Consider the following 17,501-nt stretch of genomic DNA (forward strand, 5'->3'; position numbering starts at 1 on the left):
TGGCGTGCGCGACCATGGGTTCCATGTGCGGCAGGTACGCGTCGTTCACGGACGCCCAGTCACTGGCCGACGACCTCGCGATCGCCGAGGTCGCCGAGGACGCGCGCGTACTCGGCCCCCGCTGGAACGTCGCTCCGACCGACGACGTCCGCATCGTCGTCGAGAAGCCGCGCCGCGAGCGCCTCGCCGACGGCCGGACCACGGCCGGGGAGATCACCCGCTCGATGCAGGCCGCCCGGTGGGGCCTCGTCCCGTCCTGGGCCAAGGACCCCGGCGTCGGGCCGCGGATGATCAACGCGCGCAGCGAGACCCTCCTCGACAAGCCCGCGTTCGCCCGCCCGCTGGCCGTGCGGCGCTGCCTGGTGCCCGCCGACGGCTACTACGAGTGGCGCAGGCTCGACCTGCCGACCACCACCAAGAAGGTCCCGAAGCAGGCGTACTGGATCCACCCGGCCGACGACGGCGTCGCGGCCTTCGCGGGTCTCTACGAGTTCTGGAGGGACCGCAGCCGCGCCGGCGACGACCCGGACCGGTGGCTGGTCTCGGCCACGATCGTGACGCGGGCCGCCGTCGGGGAGCTCGGACGCATCCACGACCGCACCCCCGCGGTCCTCCCCCGCTCCGCCTGGGACGCCTGGCTCGACCCGGCCGTCGGCGCCGAGGAGGCGTACGGCCTCCTGGACACGACCGGCACACCGATGGCGGTCCGGCCGGTCCGCTCACGCGTCGGCAACGTCCGCCACGACGACCCCGGACTCATCGAGCCGGACCCCGAACCGCTCGACCCCGACGTCGTCGGCGACGGCTGAGCTCTGCTCAGGTGCCGAGGCCGCCAGGCCCTAGGGTGACCGCCATGAGCCACGTGACCTGCGCCGTGTCCGACGGCGTCGCCGACGTCCGCCTCGACCGCCCGGACAAGCTCAACGCCCTGTCGTTGGCCATGGTGCACGACCTGGGGGCCACCGCTCACCGGCTGCGTCGCGACCCGGCGGTGCGCGCCGTCGTCCTCTCCGGCACCGGGCGGGCGTTCTGCGCCGGGATGGACCTCGGCTCCGCCGCCCGGGACCCGCGCGGGACCGCCCGCGCGTTCGTGCCGACGTGGCGCGGCACCAACCCGCTGCAGGAGGCCTGCTGGGCCTGGCGTCGCCTGCCCGTGCCCGTCGTCGCGGCGACGCACGGTGCCGTGCTCGGGGCGGGACTGCAGCTCGCGCTCGCCGCGGACCTGCGCGTCACCGCGACCGACGCGCGCTGGTGCGTCATGGAGACCGCCCGCGGTCTCGTTCCGGACATGACCGGGGTCCGGTCGCTCTCCCAGCTCGTCGGGATCGAGACCGCCAAGCGGCTCACCTCACCGCCGACGAGGTCAGCGGCAGCGACGCGGTCGCGCTGGGACTGGCCGGCACGGCGTCGGACACCCCGTACGACGACGCGCACCACCTCGCGGCCCGGCTCGCCGAGCGGCGTCCCGAGGCGCTCGCGGCGGCGAAGCAGCTGTTCGACCGTCGGTGGTCGGCGGGCGACCGGCGCACCTTCGCCGCCGAGCGGCGCGCACAGCTCCGGCTGCTGCCGGGGGCACTGGGACCGCTGAAGGGCCTGCGGGGTGGGAGAGGCCCGCGGTCGGGACGGACGGACGTCCCGCCGCCACGTCAGGACGCCGTGTAGGCGCGGTGCAGGCGCACAGGCGTGATCTCGCCCAGCCCCTGCACCTCCTGCGGCGCCTGTGCCGTCAGCGCGTACCGCGACGACGACGCCAGCAGCGCCGCCGTGGGCGGGTCCACCAGGACGCTGGCCGGCTCGGCCAGCTCGGTAATCCGCGAGGCGAGGTTCACGTCGGGGCCGAACACGTCGCCGAACCGGGACAGCACCCGCCCCCACACGAAGCCCACGCGCACCGGGATCTCCTGCGCGGTGGCGTGCGGCGCGGCGAGACCGAGGGCGCACTCCGCACCCGTCGCGACGTCGTCGGCGACGAAGAGCACCGCGTCACCGATCGTCTTGACGACCCGGCCGCCCGCCTCGGTGATGACGTCACGAGCGCGTGCCTCGAACTGCTGGACGAACTCGGACAGCTCCTGCGACCCGAGCCCGGCGGTCCGCTTCGTGAACGACACGATGTCGGCGAACCCGACCGCGCGCCGCAGCGGGAGCTCGTCCGGTACCGGGCGCGCCCCCTGCACCCCGCCGAACTCGGTGGCGAACCGCCCCATGAGGGCCGCGAGCTGGCGGCGCCACGCGTGCTCGAGCTGGCGCGCGAGGATGTCGGCGAACCCCGGGATGCGCTCGAGCGCCGCGAGGCGGGCGCTGACGTCGTCCAGCTCGAACCGGCGCCCGAGGTGCTCGACGAACGCCTCCACCTGCCACAGCGCGAGCCGGTCGGCCGTGTGCCCGAGAGAACGGACGAGCGTCATCTGGGCCTGCTCGTCCAGCTGGCCCTCGTCGATCAGCGCACCGATCTCCCGCAACGACTCCAGGTCCGCGGCGGTGAAGCGCGCCTCGTCGTCGCGGGTGATGGGCAGCCCCAGCCACCGCCAGTAGGACTCCACGAAGCCTCGCGACAACCCGGTCCCCGCGACGAGGTCGTCGAGGGTGTAGGTGCGGGGGCCGCCGAGGATCGCCTCGTCGACCCGGCCGGCCGTGTCGTCGGACGCCGGGACGTCGTGGTCGTGGGGGGTGTCGCTGGTCACGGGGCCACTGTAGCCAGCGGCACCTGGGCGGCACCTGGGTGTCCGCGCTACGGGAGCGCCCGCAAGTGGTGCACGTCGCCCGCGGTGACCACCCGCTCGCCGCCGGCGGTGGCCAGGACGAGCGCACCGTCGTCGGCGACCCGGTCCGCCCGCCCCACGACGACGTCGTCGCCGCCCGCGAGCTCGGCCCGCACCCGGGCGCCCAGCGTCGCGGAGACCGCGGCGTACTCGGCGGCGAGCCCGGCGGCGACGGCGTCCCCGGCCGCCGCCTCGAGCCGGCCGACGACGTCCGCCAGCTCTCGTGCGAGGCCGACCAGCAGCGCCTCCCGGTCGGCGGCGGCGCCCGCCAGGGCGAGAGACGTCGCCGTCGGCACGGGCAGCTCGTCCGCCGTCTGCGAGACGTTGATCCCGGCGCCCACGACGACGGCGGGCGTCCGGGCCGCCGGTGCGCCGACGTCGGGCACCACCTCGGCGAGGACGCCGCCGACCTTGCGATGGCTGCCCAGCCCCTCGACCGGCGTCGCCGCCGGGAGGAGCACGTCGTTCGGCCACTTGAGCCGGGCACCGCAGCCCAGGACGGCGAGGGTGCGCACCACCGCCAGGCCGGTCACGAGGGGAATCCAGCCGAGCGCGGCGGACGGCACCTCGGGGCGCAGCGCGAAGGAGACGGTCAGCGCGGCGCGCGGCGGCGTCTGCCAGGAGCGACCCGCGCGACCCCGGCCCGCGGTCTGGTGCTCGGCCACGAGCGCCGCCGGCCCCCGGACGTCGCCGGAGCGCACGCGGGCGGCCAGCTCCGAGCTGGTCGACTCGGTGGTGGTGACCACGTCCAGGCGGGCGAGCGGCCCGTCGGTGTGGCACAGGGAGCGACGCAGCGCCTCGACGTCGAGCGGTTGACGGTCCATCGGACCATGGAACCACCGACGGGGCCCCGACGACGGTCCGACGGGAGCGCCGAGCCTCGCGTTGTACGGTCCCCACAAAGAACCACGGGTGCTCACGGCCTGTCGCGCATCGATTCGTCGCTTCCCACCATCTAGGGTCGCTGGGGTGAACACCACTGCCGCCAAGCTCGCCGAGCTCGAACGCCGTCGCGCCGCCGCCGTCGCGGAGCCCGAGGAGACCGCCCGGACCAAGCAGCACGCGCGCGGCAAGAAGACCGCCCGCGAGCGCATCGACGCCCTCCTCGACGAGGGCAGCTTTACCGAGCTCGACGCGCTGGCGACCCACCGCAGCCGCAACTTCGGCATGGACGCCAAGCTCCTGCCGGGCGACGGCGTCGTCGTCGGGCACGGCACGATCGACGGTCGTCAGGTGTGCGTGTTCTCCCAGGACTTCACCGTGTTCGGCGGGTCGCTCGGGGAGGTGCACGGCGAGAAGATCGCCAAGGTCCAGGACCTCGCGCTGCGTACCGGCGTCCCGATCATCGGCATCTCCGACGGCGGGGGCGCACGTATCCAGGAGGGCGTCGCCGCGCTCACCCAGTTCGCCGAGATGTTCCGGCGCAACGTGGCCGCGTCGGGCGTCATCCCCCAGATCTCCCTCATCCTCGGCCCCAGCGCCGGCGGCGCCGTGTACTCCCCCGCGCTGACCGACTTCATCGTCATGGCCGACAAGACGTCCAACATGTTCATCACCGGCCCGGACGTCATCAAGACCGTCACCGGCGAGGACGTCGACTTCGAGACCCTCGGCGGCGGCCGCACCCACAACGCGACCTCGGGCGTCGCGCACTACCTCGGCGAGGACGAGGACGACGCGATCGACTACGTGCGCCACCTGGTCGGCTACCTGCCGCAGAACAACCTGTCGGACGCACCCGCCTTCCCGCCCGAGGACCAGCCGGAGCTCGAGGTCACGGCCGACGACGAGGCCCTCGACGAGATCGTCCCCGACGGCGACAACCAGCCGTACGACATGCGCGCCGTCATCGCGACGGTGCTCGACCCGGACTCGTTCCTCGAGGTGCAGCCGCTGTTCGCACCGAACGTGCTCGTCGGGTTCGGGCACGTGGAGGGGCAGAGCGTCGGCATCGTCGCCAACCAGCCCCAGTCGATGGCCGGCACCCTGGACATCAACGCCTCGGAGAAGGCGGCCCGGTTCGTCCGGACCTGCGACGCGTTCAACATCCCCGTGCTGACCTTCGTGGACGTGCCCGGGTTCCTGCCCGGCGTCGGCCAGGAGCACGACGGCATCATCCGCCGCGGCGCCAAGCTCATCTACGCCTACGCCGAGGCGACCGTCCCGCTGGTCACCGTCATCACCCGCAAGGCCTACGGCGGGGCGTACATCGTCATGGGCTCCAAGCAGCTGGGCGCGGACGTCAACCTCGCGTGGCCGACGGCGCAGGTGGCGGTCATGGGCGCGTCCGGCGCGGTGAACATCCTGCACCGGCGGGCGCTGAAGGCGGCGGCCGACGGTGGGCAGGACGTCGAGGCGGAGCGCGCCCGGCTGACCGGCGAGTACACCGAGGCGATCGTGAACCCGTGGGACGCCGCCCAGCGCGGGTACGTCGACGCGGTGATCCGGCCCTCGGAGACCCGCGTCCAGGTGGTGCGGGCGCTGCGGGCGCTGCGCACCAAGCGCGCCAGCCTGCCTCCGAAGAAGCACGGCAACATCCCGCTGTGAACGTCTGAGAAGATCGACCGATGAGCCACGAGGACGCCACCCACGGCCCGGCACCGCTGGGTGACGTGGACCCGGAGCCGATGCACCGCGCCGTCGACGCGCTGACGGCCGCCCTGCACGAGTACGTCGACGTGGCGGTCGGGGTGCGGGCGGAGTTCGGCGCCTCGGAGGCGGACGACGACCCGCGCATCCTCGCGCTGGAGAACCGCGTCGGCACGCTCAACGCCACCGTGTTCGACCGGCTGCACGACGCACTGGGGATGCACCCGGACCTCACCACGTCCGTGTGGGGGCCGGGACCGCAGGCGGAGCACACCGACGACGACGCCGACCTGCCCGAGGGCACCGTCCCGGCCGAGGTCTTCTACCTGGGCTTCGTCGTGGCGGACCCGCCGGCCGGGGCGTCGATGACGCTCGACGGCGTCATCGAGGAGCTCGACGAGGCGGGTGAGCAGGCCGCCGCACGGCTCGTGGACGGCGGCTACCAGGTGCTGGAGTGGGCGGCGTCCCGTGGCATGGCACCAGGCTTCGGGGACGACCCTGACGACGAGGAGGACGACCTGTGAGCGCACAGTTCCGCGTGGTGCGCGGCGAGCCCGACGACGTGGAGGTGGCCGCCCTGGTGGCCGGCCTCGCCGCCGTGTCGGCCTCGGGCGACGAGCCGGCCGACGTCGCCCCGGTCGAGGAGTGGACGAACCGCGCCCGGTCGCTGCGCGGCAACGGCGCGGCCACCGCCCGGAGCTTCGGCGGCCGCGCGGGACGGCACAACGCCGACGCATGGCGCTGGAGCCTGCGCTCGTGAGCGTCGTCTGGCGGCAGGTCCCCACCGCGGCCGACGTCGAGGCGCCGCTCGGCGACGTGCCGGCGCCGGACCGCCCCGGCTGGTTGCGCCGGTGGCTGTGGCTGCCGGCGGTGCTGGTGACGGCCGGGGTGTACGCGGCCCAGCGGCTCGTGGAGGACCCGTCCGGCGAGCTGGAGATGTGGCTGATGCTGGCGCTGATGGCCGGACTGGCCGTGACGGCGGTCGCGACGCTGGTGCGGTACCGCGACGACCAGCGCCTCGCCGCCGCGACGAAGGCCGCCGCGGCGCTGCGGACCGACGCCCGGTCCGTGACCGGGTCGGTCACCGTCTCGGAGCGCGAGCTCAAGGGCGGCACGATGCTGCGCGGGCTGCTCACCTACCCGCGGGACGCCGAGACCGCGGAGGACACCTGGTCGTTGCTGGTCGCGGACGGTGACGAGCCCGGTCCGCGCCCCGGCGACCCGGTCGCCGTGTGGTGGGCGCCCGGCTCGGACACCGTCGTCGTCCGCTACCACCGCGGCTGGGCGGACGACGTCCGCCGCTCGCAGCGACCGACGTAGCGGGGATCTGGCATCCGGGGCTCGTGCGTGAGTCCCCGCGACGCGACCCGACGGCGTCGCCCTCCGCACGTGCGTGATCAGGCCCTTCTGGTGATGATCGAGGGGACGGGCGCACGCGCGCCCGGGACGGGAGGCACGCTGATGGGTATCGGAAGCGGCATCTTCCTCATCGTGGTGGGCGCGATCCTCGCCTTCGCGATCGCACCGGACACGTGGGAGGTCGTCAACCTCAACATCGTCGGCTACATCTGCATCGCAGCGGGTGTGCTGGCACTGATCCTGGGTCTGGTCTACAACAGGCAGCGCTCGCACACGAGCCACCGGGTCGAGCGGTACGACGACCGCACACCCCCGCCGGCCTGACCCACACCTCAACCGCGAGCGTCTCTGTTCGTCAGGAATCGAGCCTCGATTCCTGACGAACAGAGACGCTCGTGCGTGATGACGCGTTAACCTCGGGCGCGTGACCCACGACATGGCCGCCGGCCGCTCCAGCACCCCGCTCGACGACGTCGCCGACGCGTACGTCCGCGACGCCGCGGCCCTCCAGCCGATCGACGCGACGATGATGGGCCTGCCCGGCCACGACCACGAGCTGCCGGACCTCTCCCCCGCCGGGCACGAGGCGCGCGCCGAGCTCGACCGCGCGCTCCTGCGCCGCCTCGACGAGCTGGAGGGCGCCGGCGAGGCCCCCGCCGACGAGGTCGACCGGGTCACCCTGGCCGCGATGCGCGAGCGCGTCGGCCTCGCCGTCGAGCAGCACGACGCGGGCGACCCGCAGTGCGCGCTCAACAACATCGAGTCCCCGGTGCAGCAGCTCCGCGACCTGTTCGACGTGATGCCCACGGACACGGTCGAGGCGTGGGAGAACGTCGCGGCCCGGCTGAACAGCGTCCCGCAGGCCCTCGACGGCTACCGCGAGTCCCTGACGTGGAGCGCCGAGCGCGGGCGCGTGGCCGCGATCCGCCAGGTGCGCGCCGTCGTCGAGCAGTCCCGGGACCTGGCCGGCGACGGCTCGGCGTTCGCGGCCCTCGTCACGGGCGAGCAGGTCGACCGCGTGCTCGACGGCTCCTCCGCGTGCTCCCTGGTCCGTGCGGAGCTGGAACGCGGTGCCGCGGCGGCCCGTCGCGCCTATGCCGAGCTCGCCGACTTCCTCGAGCGCGAGCTCGCGCCCCTGGCACCGCAGGACGACGCCTGCGGTCGCGAGGCGTACGCGCGCTACTCGCGGGAGTTCCTGGGCGCGGCCGTCGACCTCGACGAGACCTACGCGTGGGGCCTGGCCGAGCTCGCACGGATCGTCGCCGAGCAGGAGGCGGTCGCCCGGGAGATCGCCGGTCCGGACGCGACGGTCGCGGACGCCGTCGCGGCGCTCGACGCCGACCCGGCCCGCACGCTCCACGGCACCGACGCGCTGCGCTCATGGATGCAGCAGACGGCCGACCGCGCCGTCGAGGACCTCGCCGGCACGCACTTCGACATCGACGGGCCCGTGCGGACCATCGAGTGCCTCATCGCCCCGTCGCAGACCGGCGGGATCTACTACACGCCGCCGAGCGACGACTTCTCGCGACCGGGCCGGATGTGGTGGTCCGTCCCGGCGGGCGTCACGGAGTTCACGACCTGGCGCGAGACCACCACCGTCTACCACGAGGGCGTCCCGGGGCACCACCTGCAGTGCGCGGCCGCCGTCGCCGCCCGCGACACCCTCAACTCCTGGCGTCGGCTGGCCTGCTGGGTCTCCGGGCACGGCGAGGGCTGGGCACTCTACGCGGAGCGGCTGATGGCGGACCTCGGCCACCTCGACGACCCCGGCGACCGGTTCGGCATGCTCGACGCGCAGCGGCTGCGTGCCGCCCGCGTGGTGCTCGACCTCGGCGTGCACCTGCGCAAGGAGTGCCCCGAGCAGTGGGGCGGCGGCACCTGGGACGCCGACAAGGCCTGGGACTTCCTGCGGGCCAACGCCAACGTGGAGGAGTCCTTCCTGCGGTTCGAGCTGGACCGCTACCTCGGCTGGCCCGGCCAGGCGCCGTCGTACAAGGTCGGCCAACGCCTGTGGGAGCAGGCGCGGGACGACGCCCGCGAGGCCGCCACCGCCCGCGGCGAGGACTTCGACCTGCGGGCGTTCCACGCCCGTGCGCTCGGCCTGGGATCGGTCGGTCTCGACGTGCTGCGCGACGCCCTGAGCTGACGCGGCGCCGGGCTGACGTGCAGGGGATCCTCACCGGCTTCGCCATCATCGGCGTCGTCATCGCCGCCGGGTACCTCGCGGCGCGGCTGCGCGTCGGTGGCCCGGACGCCCGGGAGGTGCTCAACCGCGTCGGCTTCTTCGTCGCCAGCCCGGCGCTGCTGTTCACCGTCGTGGCGGACGCCGACCTCGGCGAGCTGCTCGTCGCCCCGCTGCTGGTGCAGGCGGTCGCCGCGGCGAGCACCGCCGCGTGCTTCGTCGTCGTGAACCTGCTGTGGTTCCGGCTGCGCGCGCCGGAGGCCACGATCGGATCCCTCGGCGCCGGCTACGTCAACGCCGGCAACATCGGCCTGCCCGTGGCGGTCTACGTGCTCGACGACGCCACGGCCGTGGTCCCGGTGATCGGGATGCAGCTGCTCGTCGTCTCCCCGCTGGTGCTGCTCCTGCTCGACTCGACCACGTCTGCGCGCCGCGTCTCCGTCGGGTTCGTCCTCAGCCAGCCGGTGCGCAACCCGATCATCCTGGGCGCGCTGGCCGGCGCGGCGGTGTCCCTGACCGGGGTGACGGTCCCCGACGTCGTCCTCGCTCCGCTGGAGATCCTCGGTGGCGCCGCGATCCCGATGATCCTGCTCGCCTTCGGCATGTCGCTGCGCGGCTCGCGACCGCTGCGGGGTGCGGAGGGGCGCGGTCCCGTCGTGGTGGCCGCCGTGCTCAAGGCGGTCCTCATGCCGGCCGTCGCGTTCGTCGTCGCCCGCTACGGGTTCGGGCTCGACGACGCCGCGGTCGTCTCCGCGGTGACCCTCGCCGCGCTCCCCACGGCGCAGAACATCTACAACTACGCGGCGCGGTTCCGCCGCGGCGAGGTGCTGGCGAGGGACACGATCCTCATGACGACGCTCGCCTCTCCCGTCGTCCTGCTCGTCGCCGCCGCGCTGCTCTCGTGACGCTCGGCGTGTGACCATGGGCTCGCCGTCGCGCCACCACCCCCGGCCGACGGCGTCACCCGCCCCGACCCCGGAGGGACCCCATGAGCAGCGCACCCCGCCAGTCCGACCTCAAGCCGGAGAATGTCAGGCACAGCCTCCTGGAGGACGCCCTCGGCCTGCTCACCGGGACGTTCGTGGTGTCGCTGGGCCTGTACCTGCTGCAGTCCGTGCAGGCAGTCACCGGTGGCACCGCTGGCCTCGCGCTACTCATCAGCTACGCCGTCGAGATCCCGTTCGGGTGGCTCTTCGCCCTGGTCAACGCACCGTTCTTCCTCCTGGCGATCTGGAAGAAGGGATGGGACTTCACCCTGCGCACCGGCCTCTCGATCGCCCTGGTCTCGTCGTTCAGCGTCCTGCAGTCCGCGATGTTCGGGGTGGTCGACGTCCCGACCCTGTACGGCGTGCTCGGCGGCAACGTGCTGGCCGGCGTCGGGCTGCTCATCGTGTTCCGGCACCGCTCGAGCATCGGCGGGTTCAACATCGTCGCGCTCCTGGCCCAGGAACGGCTCGGCTGGCGTGCCGGCTACGTCCAGATGGCGCTGGACACGGCCGTGGTGCTGCTCGCCCTGGTCGTCGTCGCGCCGCTCACCGTGCTGGTCTCGGCGGTCGGCGCCGCGCTGCTCAACCTCGTGCTGGCCCTGAACCACCGCCCCGGCCGGTACATGGGCTACTGAACCCGGCCCCCCGCCGGTCAGGTGCTCGAGCAGGTCATGTCCGGCGTCGTCGGCTGACCGCTGGCGAGGAATCCGAACGTCGCCGTGCCGCCGGCCGGAAGCTGGCCGTTCCAGGACGAGCTGCGGACGACGACGGTCCCACCCTGCGTGGTGACCTCACCGTTCCACACCTGGTCGACGCTCCCGCCGGTCTGATCCCAGGTGACGGTCCAGGACGACGTCGGCGAGTCGGCTCGGACCGCGACCTCACCCTGGAAGCCGCCCGACCACGAGTTCACGGTGCTGTAGGTCGCCGTGCAGTCCTCGCCCGGCGCCGGGTCCGTGGGATCCGGGTCCGGCGTGGGGTCCGGGTCCGGCGTGTCGGACGCCAGGGCGGTGAAGAACTCCCAGATCTCGGCCGGTACCCAGGACTGGTTCTGCCCCTGGTCGCGCGGGTCCCACACGTGCCCGCTGTCCGAGGCGATCCACACCACCGGGTAGCCGTCCTCGCACGAGTAGGTCGTCTTGAGGTGGGTACCACTGCCAGGAGCCGGCTCGGGCGCGTTCTGCGCCTGGCACCCGTTGGTCTGCAGGACGCGGTCCCGCAGCTGCCGGCCCTGGGAGATGTCGAGCACGTCGTCGACGACTCCGTGCGAGCCCAGGTAGGCGATCGGCTCGGACCCGCCGTCGCAGCCGGACAGCCGGGCGCCGTTCAGCACCGCCACGGCGCGGAACTCGTCGGCGCGCGCGCACGCCAGCGCGTTGCTCATGCCCCCGCCGTAGCTGAAGCCGGTGGCGAACCGCTGAGAGGTGTCGATGCACAGCGCCGACTCGACGGCGCTCAGCACGTCGTCGATGAACGCGACGTCCTGGCCGCCCGAGTTGGGCCACGCGTTGTCGATGCCCTGCGGCGCGACGAACACGGTGCTGTCGCCCGACAGCGGCTCGAGGCCGTAGTAGCCCTGGTTCTCCACGTCCGCCGAGGTGCCGTGCCACCAGTGCAGTCCCACCACGAGGCGGTACGGCTGGTTCGGGTCGTACCCGCCCGGCACGTCGAGGCGGAACGACCGGGCCTGCCCGCCGCTGGTGATGGTGTGGTTGCCGGTGGACAGGCCCGCAGGCTGACCGCAGCCGTCCGTGGTGGCCTGGGTGATGACACCGGCCGGTACTGATGCGCTGGGCGCTGACGCCGCCACGGGTGCGGACAGCCCGCCGAGGGCGAGCAGCGCGGCAGCGGCCGACGACAGCAGCGCCCGTCGGCCTCGGGTCGGGTTCGGTCGTTGCATGGTGCTCCTCCGTGGTGGTCCTCGGCGGCACTGCCGGGTCACCGTCCGCGGACCAGGTCCGCGCGGGTCGAACGTGACATACGTCGACAGAGAGGGGGCAGGTGGTGAAACGGTTCGGGAGCCCCTGGGCCCTGTCGACTAGGCTCCCTGACGTGCCTCGCCTGGTCCTCGCCTCGAAGTCCCCCGCCCGTCTCGCCACCCTGCGTTCCGCCGGGGTCGAGCCGGAGGTCGTCGTCTCCCGGGTCGACGAGGACGCCGTCCTGGCCGCCGCGCGCGAACGCTTCGACGACCTCGGCCCGGTCGATGCCGTCCTGGTCCTCGCGCAGGCCAAGGCCGAGGAGGTCGCCACGCGCACGGCCGGCGCGCTGGTGCTCGGCTGCGACTCGATGCTCGAGATCGACGGCGAGGTCGTCGGCAAGCCCGGCACCCCCGACGTCGCCCGCGAGCGCTGGCGCCGGATGCGCGGCCGTTCGGGCGTGCTGCACAGCGGGCACTGGGTGGTGGACCGTCGCACCGACGACGACGGCGGCACCACGGCCACGCTCGGCGCGACGTCCTCGACCACGGTGCACTTCGCCGACCTCGACGACGCCGAGATCGAGGCCTACGTGGCGACCGGCGAACCCCTGGAGGTCGCCGGAGCCTTCACGATCGACGGGCTGGGCGGGCCGTACGTCGATCGGATCGAGGGCGACCCCCACGGCGTGGTGGGGGTCAGCCTGCCGCTGCTGCGCGCGCTGCTGGCCGAGGTCGACGTCCCGTTCCGGGACCTGCGCACCCCGCAGGACGACCTCCCCGGCGAGCCTGCCTGACAGGGTCGCCTGACGAAACCGCCAACGCACCACCCGCCACGGCGGGCGAGGACCCCCGGTCCATGTGGGATCCGCACAAACGGCCTCGATGCGCGTTGGCACCCGGCACAGACTTCCCGGACGGGGTGCACGAAGTGGCGGAGGGGGGTCCGCGGCACGTTACCGTGAGCCGTGCCCACCATCACGAAGGTCCTCGTCGCCAACCGCGGTGAGATCGCCGTCCGCATCGCCCGCGCCTGCGCCGACGCAGGCATCGCCTCCGTCGCGGTGTACGCCGACTCCGACCGGCAGGCCCTGCACGTCCAGCTCGCGGACGAGGCGTTCGCCCTCGACGGCGCACGCGCCGCGGACACCTACCTCGACGTGGACAAGCTGCTCGACGTCGCCCGCCGGTCCGGCGCCGACGCCGTCCACCCGGGCTACGGGTTCCTCTCGGAGAACGCCGGCTTCGCCCAGGCGGTCCTCGACGCGGGGCTGGTGTGGATCGGCCCGCCGCCGGCCGCCATCGAGGCGCTCGGCGACAAGGTGAGCGCGCGGCACATCGCCCAGCGCGCCGGCGCCCCGCTCGTCCCCGGCACCAAGGACCCCGTCGCGGACTCCTCGGAGGTGCGCGCGTTCGCCGCGGAGCACGGGCTGCCGATCGCCATCAAGGCGGCGTACGGCGGAGGCGGTCGGGGTCTGAAGGTGGCCCGCACCCACGACGAGATCGACGAGCTCTACGACTCCGCGGTGCGCGAGGCCGTCGCGGCGTTCGGTCGGGGCGAGTGCTTCGTGGAGCGCTACCTCGACAAGCCGCGGCACGTCGAGACCCAGTGCCTGGCGGACTCCCACGGCGACGTCGTGGTGGTCTCGACCCGCGACTGCTCGCTGCAGCGCCGCCACCAGAAGCTGGTCGAGGAGGCGCCGGCACCGTTCCTCAGCCCCGAGCAGGAGGCCGAGCTGGACCGCGCCTCGAAGGCGATCCTCGCGGAGGCCGGGTACGTCGGTGCCGGCACGTGCGAGTTCCTCGTGGGGACGGACGGCACCCTGTCCTTCCTCGAGGTCAACACCCGGCTGCAGGTCGAGCACCCCGTGACGGAGGAGGTCACCGGGATCGACCTCGTGCGCGAGCAGCTGCGCATCGCCGCGGGCGAGCCGCTCGGGTACGACGCCACGACCGTGCGGGGGCACTCGCTCGAGTTCCGCATCAACGGCGAGGACCCCGCCGCCGGGTTTCTGCCCGCGCCGGGCACCGTGTCCACGCTGCGGTGGCCGTCCGGCCCGGGCGTCCGCGTCGACACGGGCGTGGTCGAGGGCGACACGGTCTCGGGCCTGTTCGACTCGATGATCGCCAAGCTGGTCGTCACCGGGGCCACCCGCACCCAGGCGGTGGAGCGCGCCCGCCGCGCCCTGCGCGAGCTCGAGGTCGCCGGCATCCCCACCGTCGTCCCGTTCCACCGGGCCGTGCTCGACTCGCCGGACTTCGTGCCGACGTCCGGCGAGGACGCCACCGCCGACGAGTTCGGCGTGCACACCCGCTGGATCGAGACCGACTTCGCCGAGACGGTCGCGGCGCTCGGCCCGAGCGCCCCGCCGGTCCCCGACGCCGCCGAGGGGCCGGAGGAGCCGCCGGAGCGCGTCGTCGTCGAGGTCGGCGGCCGCCGCCTCGAGGTGGTCCTGCCCGCCGGGCTCGGGATGGGCCGTGCGGGGGGCGGCGCCCGGCCGACGCGGCGCCCGGTCCGCCGCGCGACCCGCGGCACCGGGACGGGAGCCGCCGGCACCACCCTGGCCTCCCCCATGCAGGGCACCATCGTCAAGGTCGCGGTGGCCGAGGGCGACGAGGTGGCCGAGGGCGACCTGGTGGTCGTGCTCGAAGCGATGAAGATGGAGCAGCCGATCACGGCGCACCGGGACGGGACGATCAAGGGCCTCGACCTCGACGCGGGCGCCGGGGTGTCCGCCGGCACCGCCATCTGCGAGATCGCCTGATCGACGTGTCGGGCACCGTGCACCACCGCCACCCCGGTGACGGCTGGGTCGCGTGCGGTGACCACCGGCACTGGGGGCTGCACGGCGCGGCCGGGCTGTTCCTGGTCCGCCGCGCCCCGGCCGCGCCGGACGGCACGCCGGGGCCGGTGACCGACGTCGTCCTGCAGCACCGGGCGACGTGGTCGCACCACGGCGGCACGTGGGGCATCCCGGGCGGCGCCGTCTCCCCCGGCGAGACGCCCACGCAGGGCGCGCTGCGCGAGGCCGCCGAGGAGGCCGGCATCGACCCCGCGGCGGTCCGGGTCGTCGCGGAGCACGTCCTCGACCACGACGTGTGGTCGTACACCACGGTGCTCGCCGAGGCGGTCGACGGTGCCCGCACCGAGGTGGCCGCGACCGACCCGGAGAGCATCGAGGTGCGCTGGGTGCCGCTCGCCGCGGTCGCGGGCCTGGACCTGCACCCGGCCTTCGCGGCGGCCCTGCCCCACCTCGTGGGCCTGCTGGAGGACCGCGGGTAGGGCCCTCGGCGTGTCCGCCCGGAAGGAGCGGCACCCGCACAGAGCGGGCGCCGCCTGCGGTCAGCGCGGGGTGAGCTGGCCGTGCAGCACCCGCGCCGCCTCCCCGATCGTCCCGGACAGCGACGGGTAGATCGTGAAGGTCTCGGCGACGTCGTCCACGGTCAGGCGGTGCGACACCGCCAGGGTCACGGGGAAGATCAGCTCGCTGGCCCGGGGCCCGACGACGACGCCCCCGAGGACGATCCCCGCCTCCGGGTGCGCGAACAGCTTGACGAACCCGTCGTGCACGCCGTGCATCTTCGCGCGCGGGTTGCGGGCCAGGGGCAGCGTGGTGGTCACGTAGCGCGATCCCTGGGAGCGCAGCGCCTCCTCGGAGTAGCCGACCGTGGCGATCTCCGGAGCCGTGAAGATGTTCGCCGCGACGTTGCCGAGGTGCAGGGGCGCGACCGCGTCACCGAGGGCGTGGGCCATGGCGACCCGGCCCTGCATCGCCGCGACCGACGCGAGGGGCAGCACCCCGGTGCAGTCGCCGGCGGCGTAGACGCCGCGCACCGACGTGCGCGAGACCTTGTCCACCTCGATGTGCCCCGAGCGCGTGACGTCGATGCCCGCCTCGGCCAGCCCGAGCCCCTCCGTGTTCGGCACCCCGCCGACGGCGACGAGCACGTGCGACCCCTCGACGACGCGCCCGTCCTCGAGCGTCACCGTCACCCCCGTGTCCGTGCGGGCGGCCGACGCGGCCCGTGACCGCGACATGACGGTCATCCCGCGGCTGCGGAAGACACCCTCGAGCAGCTCGGCGGCGTCCTCGTCCTCCCCGGGCAGCACCCGGTCGCGCGAGGAGACCAGCACGACCTCGGAACCGAGCGCGAGGTAGGCGCCGGCGAACTCCGCACCCGTGACGCCGGAACCGACCACGATGAGCTTCTCCGGCAGCTCGGCCAGGTTGTAGAGCTGGGTCCAGGTGAGGATCCGCTCGCCGTCCGGCTCCGCCGTGGGCAGGGTGCGCGGCGTCGCCCCGGTGGCCAGCAGGACGATGTCCGCCTCGAGCGTGACCTCCGCGCCGCCGTCGGACGGGGACACGACGACCCGGCTCGGACCGTCCAGGCGACCGCTGCCGTCGACGACGCGCACCCCTTCGCGGTCCATGCGGGCGCGGATGTCGTCGGACTGCGCGGCGGCGAGCGCCAGCACACGCTTGTTGACGGCCTGGAGGTCGACCAGCGAGCGTCGGGCGTCCGGGTCGTCGCCCGGCGTGACGGTGCCCCCGGTGCGGATGCCCAGCTCGGGCGCCGACTCGGCGATGGTCAGCCACTCGGCCGTGGCGATGAGCGTCTTGGAGGGGACGACGTCGGTCAGGACGGCGGCGCCGCCCAGCCCGGAGCGCTCGACGATGGTGACGTCGGCACCGGTACGACGCGCCACCAGGGCGGCCTCGTAGCCTCCGGGGCCGCCGCCGACGACGACGACAGAGCGGTTGGGACCGGCGGGGATGGTGTTCTCGGCAGGCACGGTGCCATTGTGGCAGCACCGGCAGGTCCTCGCGGGCAGGGATAGTCTCGGGTCCATGAGCACCACACCTGCTACGACGCCGGACCTCGACGACCCGAGGACCGACCCGTTCGACGTCGCGCGCGCCGCCGCCGACCACATCGCCGAGGCGACGGGGGTGGCCGGGCACGACGTCGCGCTCGTCCTCGGCTCCGGCTGGGGCGGTGCGGCCGAGCTGGTGGGCGACGTGGTCGCCGAGCTGCCCACCCACGAGATCCCCGGGTTCGCGAAGGCGGCCGTCATCGGTCATGCCTCGACGACCCGGTCGATCCGGGTCGAGCGTCCCGACGGTTCGACGCGTCAGGCCCTCGTCATCGGGGGCCGGACGCACCTGTACGAGGGGCGGGGGGTGCGACGCGTGGTGCACGGGGTACGCACCGCGGCAGCGACCGGCTGCGAGTCGGTGGTGCTCACCAACGGCTGCGGCGGCCTGCACATGGCGTGGCGGCCCGGCCAGCCCGTGCTGATCCGCGACCACCTCAACCTCACGGCGACCTCCCCGCTCGAGGGCGCGACGTTCGTCGACCTCACCGACCTGTACTCGCCCCGGCTGCGCGAGCTCGCGCGCTCCGTCGACCCCGAGCTGCCGGAGGGCGTGTACGCCCAGTTCCCCGGGCCGCACTACGAGACGCCGGCCGAGGTCCGGATGGCCGGGATCCTCGGCGCCGACCTGGTCGGCATGTCGACCACGCTCGAGGCGATCGCGGCGCGGCACGCCGGCATGGAGGTGCTCGGCGTCTCCCTCGTGACGAACCTGGCGGCCGGGATCTCGCCGCAGCCGCTGTCGCACGAGGAGGTCCTCGCGGCGGGGCAGGCGGCCGGCCCACGGATCAGCGCCCTGCTCGCCAACATCGTCAAGTCGCTCTGAGGA

18 protein-coding genes are annotated in these 17,501 nt (G+C 74.0%); 14 read left to right on the forward strand and 4 right to left on the reverse strand.

The window, feature by feature from the left end; genetic code table 11:
• Positions 1-23: 23 nt before the first annotated feature.
• Both AC3RJ8_RS12025 and AC3RJ8_RS12030 read left to right on the forward strand, forming a co-directional pair.
• Positions 24-809 (forward strand): SOS response-associated peptidase, encoded by a 786-nt coding sequence (locus AC3RJ8_RS12025; protein WP_489712847.1) that lies wholly within the window; start codon positions 24-26, stop codon positions 807-809.
• A gap of 44 nt (positions 810-853) precedes the next feature.
• Complete coding sequence (locus AC3RJ8_RS12030; protein WP_489712848.1) at positions 854-1,588, forward strand: enoyl-CoA hydratase-related protein; 735 nt, start codon at positions 854-856, stop codon at positions 1,586-1,588.
• Positions 1,589-1,646: 58 nt separating this feature from the next.
• Here the strand turns inward: AC3RJ8_RS12030 and AC3RJ8_RS12035 are convergent, their stop codons facing one another.
• Positions 1,647-2,684, reverse strand: coding sequence for an adenylate/guanylate cyclase domain-containing protein (locus tag AC3RJ8_RS12035; protein WP_489712849.1), 1,038 nt, complete (start codon positions 2,682-2,684; stop codon positions 1,647-1,649).
• Positions 2,685-2,731: 47 nt separating this feature from the next.
• On the reverse strand, positions 2,732-3,586 hold the full coding sequence (locus AC3RJ8_RS12040; protein ID WP_489712850.1) for a biotin--[acetyl-CoA-carboxylase] ligase: 855 nt from the start codon (positions 3,584-3,586) through the stop codon (positions 2,732-2,734).
• A gap of 145 nt (positions 3,587-3,731) precedes the next feature.
• Here AC3RJ8_RS12040 and AC3RJ8_RS12045 point away from each other — a divergent pair, with 145 nt between their 5' ends.
• From AC3RJ8_RS12045 to AC3RJ8_RS12080, 8 genes are all read left to right on the forward strand, one after another.
• The gene (locus AC3RJ8_RS12045) at positions 3,732-5,309 is read left to right on the forward strand and encodes an acyl-CoA carboxylase subunit beta (protein WP_489712851.1); all 1,578 of its coding nucleotides are present in this window, start codon (positions 3,732-3,734) and stop codon (positions 5,307-5,309) included.
• A gap of 20 nt (positions 5,310-5,329) precedes the next feature.
• Positions 5,330-5,875, forward strand: coding sequence for a hypothetical protein (locus AC3RJ8_RS12050; protein ID WP_489712852.1), 546 nt, complete (start codon positions 5,330-5,332; stop codon positions 5,873-5,875).
• Positions 5,872-6,111, forward strand: a complete 240-nt coding sequence (locus tag AC3RJ8_RS12055) for an acyl-CoA carboxylase epsilon subunit (RefSeq protein WP_489712853.1) — start codon at positions 5,872-5,874, stop codon at positions 6,109-6,111. Before AC3RJ8_RS12050 ends, AC3RJ8_RS12055 begins: the two co-directional genes overlap by 4 nt.
• Entirely contained in the window at positions 6,108-6,671 is a 564-nt protein-coding gene (locus AC3RJ8_RS12060; protein ID WP_489712854.1) for a hypothetical protein, read from the forward strand. The genes AC3RJ8_RS12055 and AC3RJ8_RS12060 overlap by 4 nt, the downstream gene beginning before the upstream one ends.
• A 141-nt stretch (positions 6,672-6,812) precedes the next feature.
• Positions 6,813-7,034, forward strand: coding sequence for a DUF6458 family protein (locus AC3RJ8_RS12065; RefSeq protein ID WP_489712855.1), 222 nt, complete (start codon positions 6,813-6,815; stop codon positions 7,032-7,034).
• Between the two features lie 112 nt (positions 7,035-7,146).
• Positions 7,147-8,859, forward strand: a complete 1,713-nt coding sequence (locus AC3RJ8_RS12070; RefSeq protein WP_489715630.1) for a DUF885 domain-containing protein — start codon at positions 7,147-7,149, stop codon at positions 8,857-8,859.
• A 17-nt stretch (positions 8,860-8,876) separates the two neighbouring features.
• Positions 8,877-9,800, forward strand: a complete 924-nt coding sequence (locus tag AC3RJ8_RS12075) for an AEC family transporter (protein ID WP_489712856.1) — start codon at positions 8,877-8,879, stop codon at positions 9,798-9,800.
• Between the two features lie 83 nt (positions 9,801-9,883).
• Positions 9,884-10,516 carry a YitT family protein gene (locus tag AC3RJ8_RS12080; RefSeq protein WP_489712857.1) on the forward strand — a complete coding sequence of 211 codons (633 nt, stop codon included), beginning with the start codon at positions 9,884-9,886 and terminating at the stop codon, positions 10,514-10,516.
• Positions 10,517-10,533: 17 nt separating this feature from the next.
• Here the strand turns inward: AC3RJ8_RS12080 and AC3RJ8_RS12085 are convergent, their stop codons facing one another.
• A complete protein-coding gene (locus AC3RJ8_RS12085) occupies positions 10,534-11,781 on the reverse strand; it encodes a CE1 family esterase (RefSeq protein ID WP_489712858.1) in 1,248 nt (415 codons plus the stop codon).
• A gap of 152 nt (positions 11,782-11,933) precedes the next feature.
• Between AC3RJ8_RS12085 and AC3RJ8_RS12090 the strand changes: the two genes are divergently transcribed.
• The 3 genes from AC3RJ8_RS12090 to AC3RJ8_RS12100 all read left to right on the forward strand — a co-directional run bounded on the left by AC3RJ8_RS12090 (position 11,934) and on the right by AC3RJ8_RS12100 (position 15,079).
• Positions 11,934-12,593 carry a Maf family protein gene (locus AC3RJ8_RS12090; RefSeq protein WP_489712859.1) on the forward strand — a complete coding sequence of 220 codons (660 nt, stop codon included), beginning with the start codon at positions 11,934-11,936 and terminating at the stop codon, positions 12,591-12,593.
• A 171-nt stretch (positions 12,594-12,764) separates the two neighbouring features.
• Positions 12,765-14,561 carry an acetyl/propionyl/methylcrotonyl-CoA carboxylase subunit alpha gene (locus tag AC3RJ8_RS12095; RefSeq protein ID WP_489712860.1) on the forward strand — a complete coding sequence of 599 codons (1,797 nt, stop codon included), beginning with the start codon at positions 12,765-12,767 and terminating at the stop codon, positions 14,559-14,561.
• Between the two features lie 5 nt (positions 14,562-14,566).
• Positions 14,567-15,079, forward strand: coding sequence for an NUDIX domain-containing protein (locus tag AC3RJ8_RS12100; RefSeq protein ID WP_489712861.1), 513 nt, complete (start codon positions 14,567-14,569; stop codon positions 15,077-15,079).
• A 60-nt stretch (positions 15,080-15,139) separates the two neighbouring features.
• Here the strand turns inward: AC3RJ8_RS12100 and AC3RJ8_RS12105 are convergent, their stop codons facing one another.
• On the reverse strand, positions 15,140-16,648 hold the full coding sequence (locus AC3RJ8_RS12105) for an NAD(P)H-quinone dehydrogenase (RefSeq protein ID WP_489712862.1): 1,509 nt from the start codon (positions 16,646-16,648) through the stop codon (positions 15,140-15,142).
• Here AC3RJ8_RS12105 and AC3RJ8_RS12110 point away from each other — a divergent pair.
• A complete protein-coding gene (locus AC3RJ8_RS12110) occupies positions 16,647-17,498 on the forward strand; it encodes a purine-nucleoside phosphorylase (protein WP_489712863.1) in 852 nt (283 codons plus the stop codon). The two genes, AC3RJ8_RS12105 and AC3RJ8_RS12110, sit on opposite strands and share 2 nt — an antisense overlap.
• Positions 17,499-17,501 lie beyond the last annotated feature (3 nt).

The sequence above is a fragment of the Isoptericola sp. MSGPD8_1_ISO-PGPR-S23-394 genome (genome assembly GCF_058072785.1).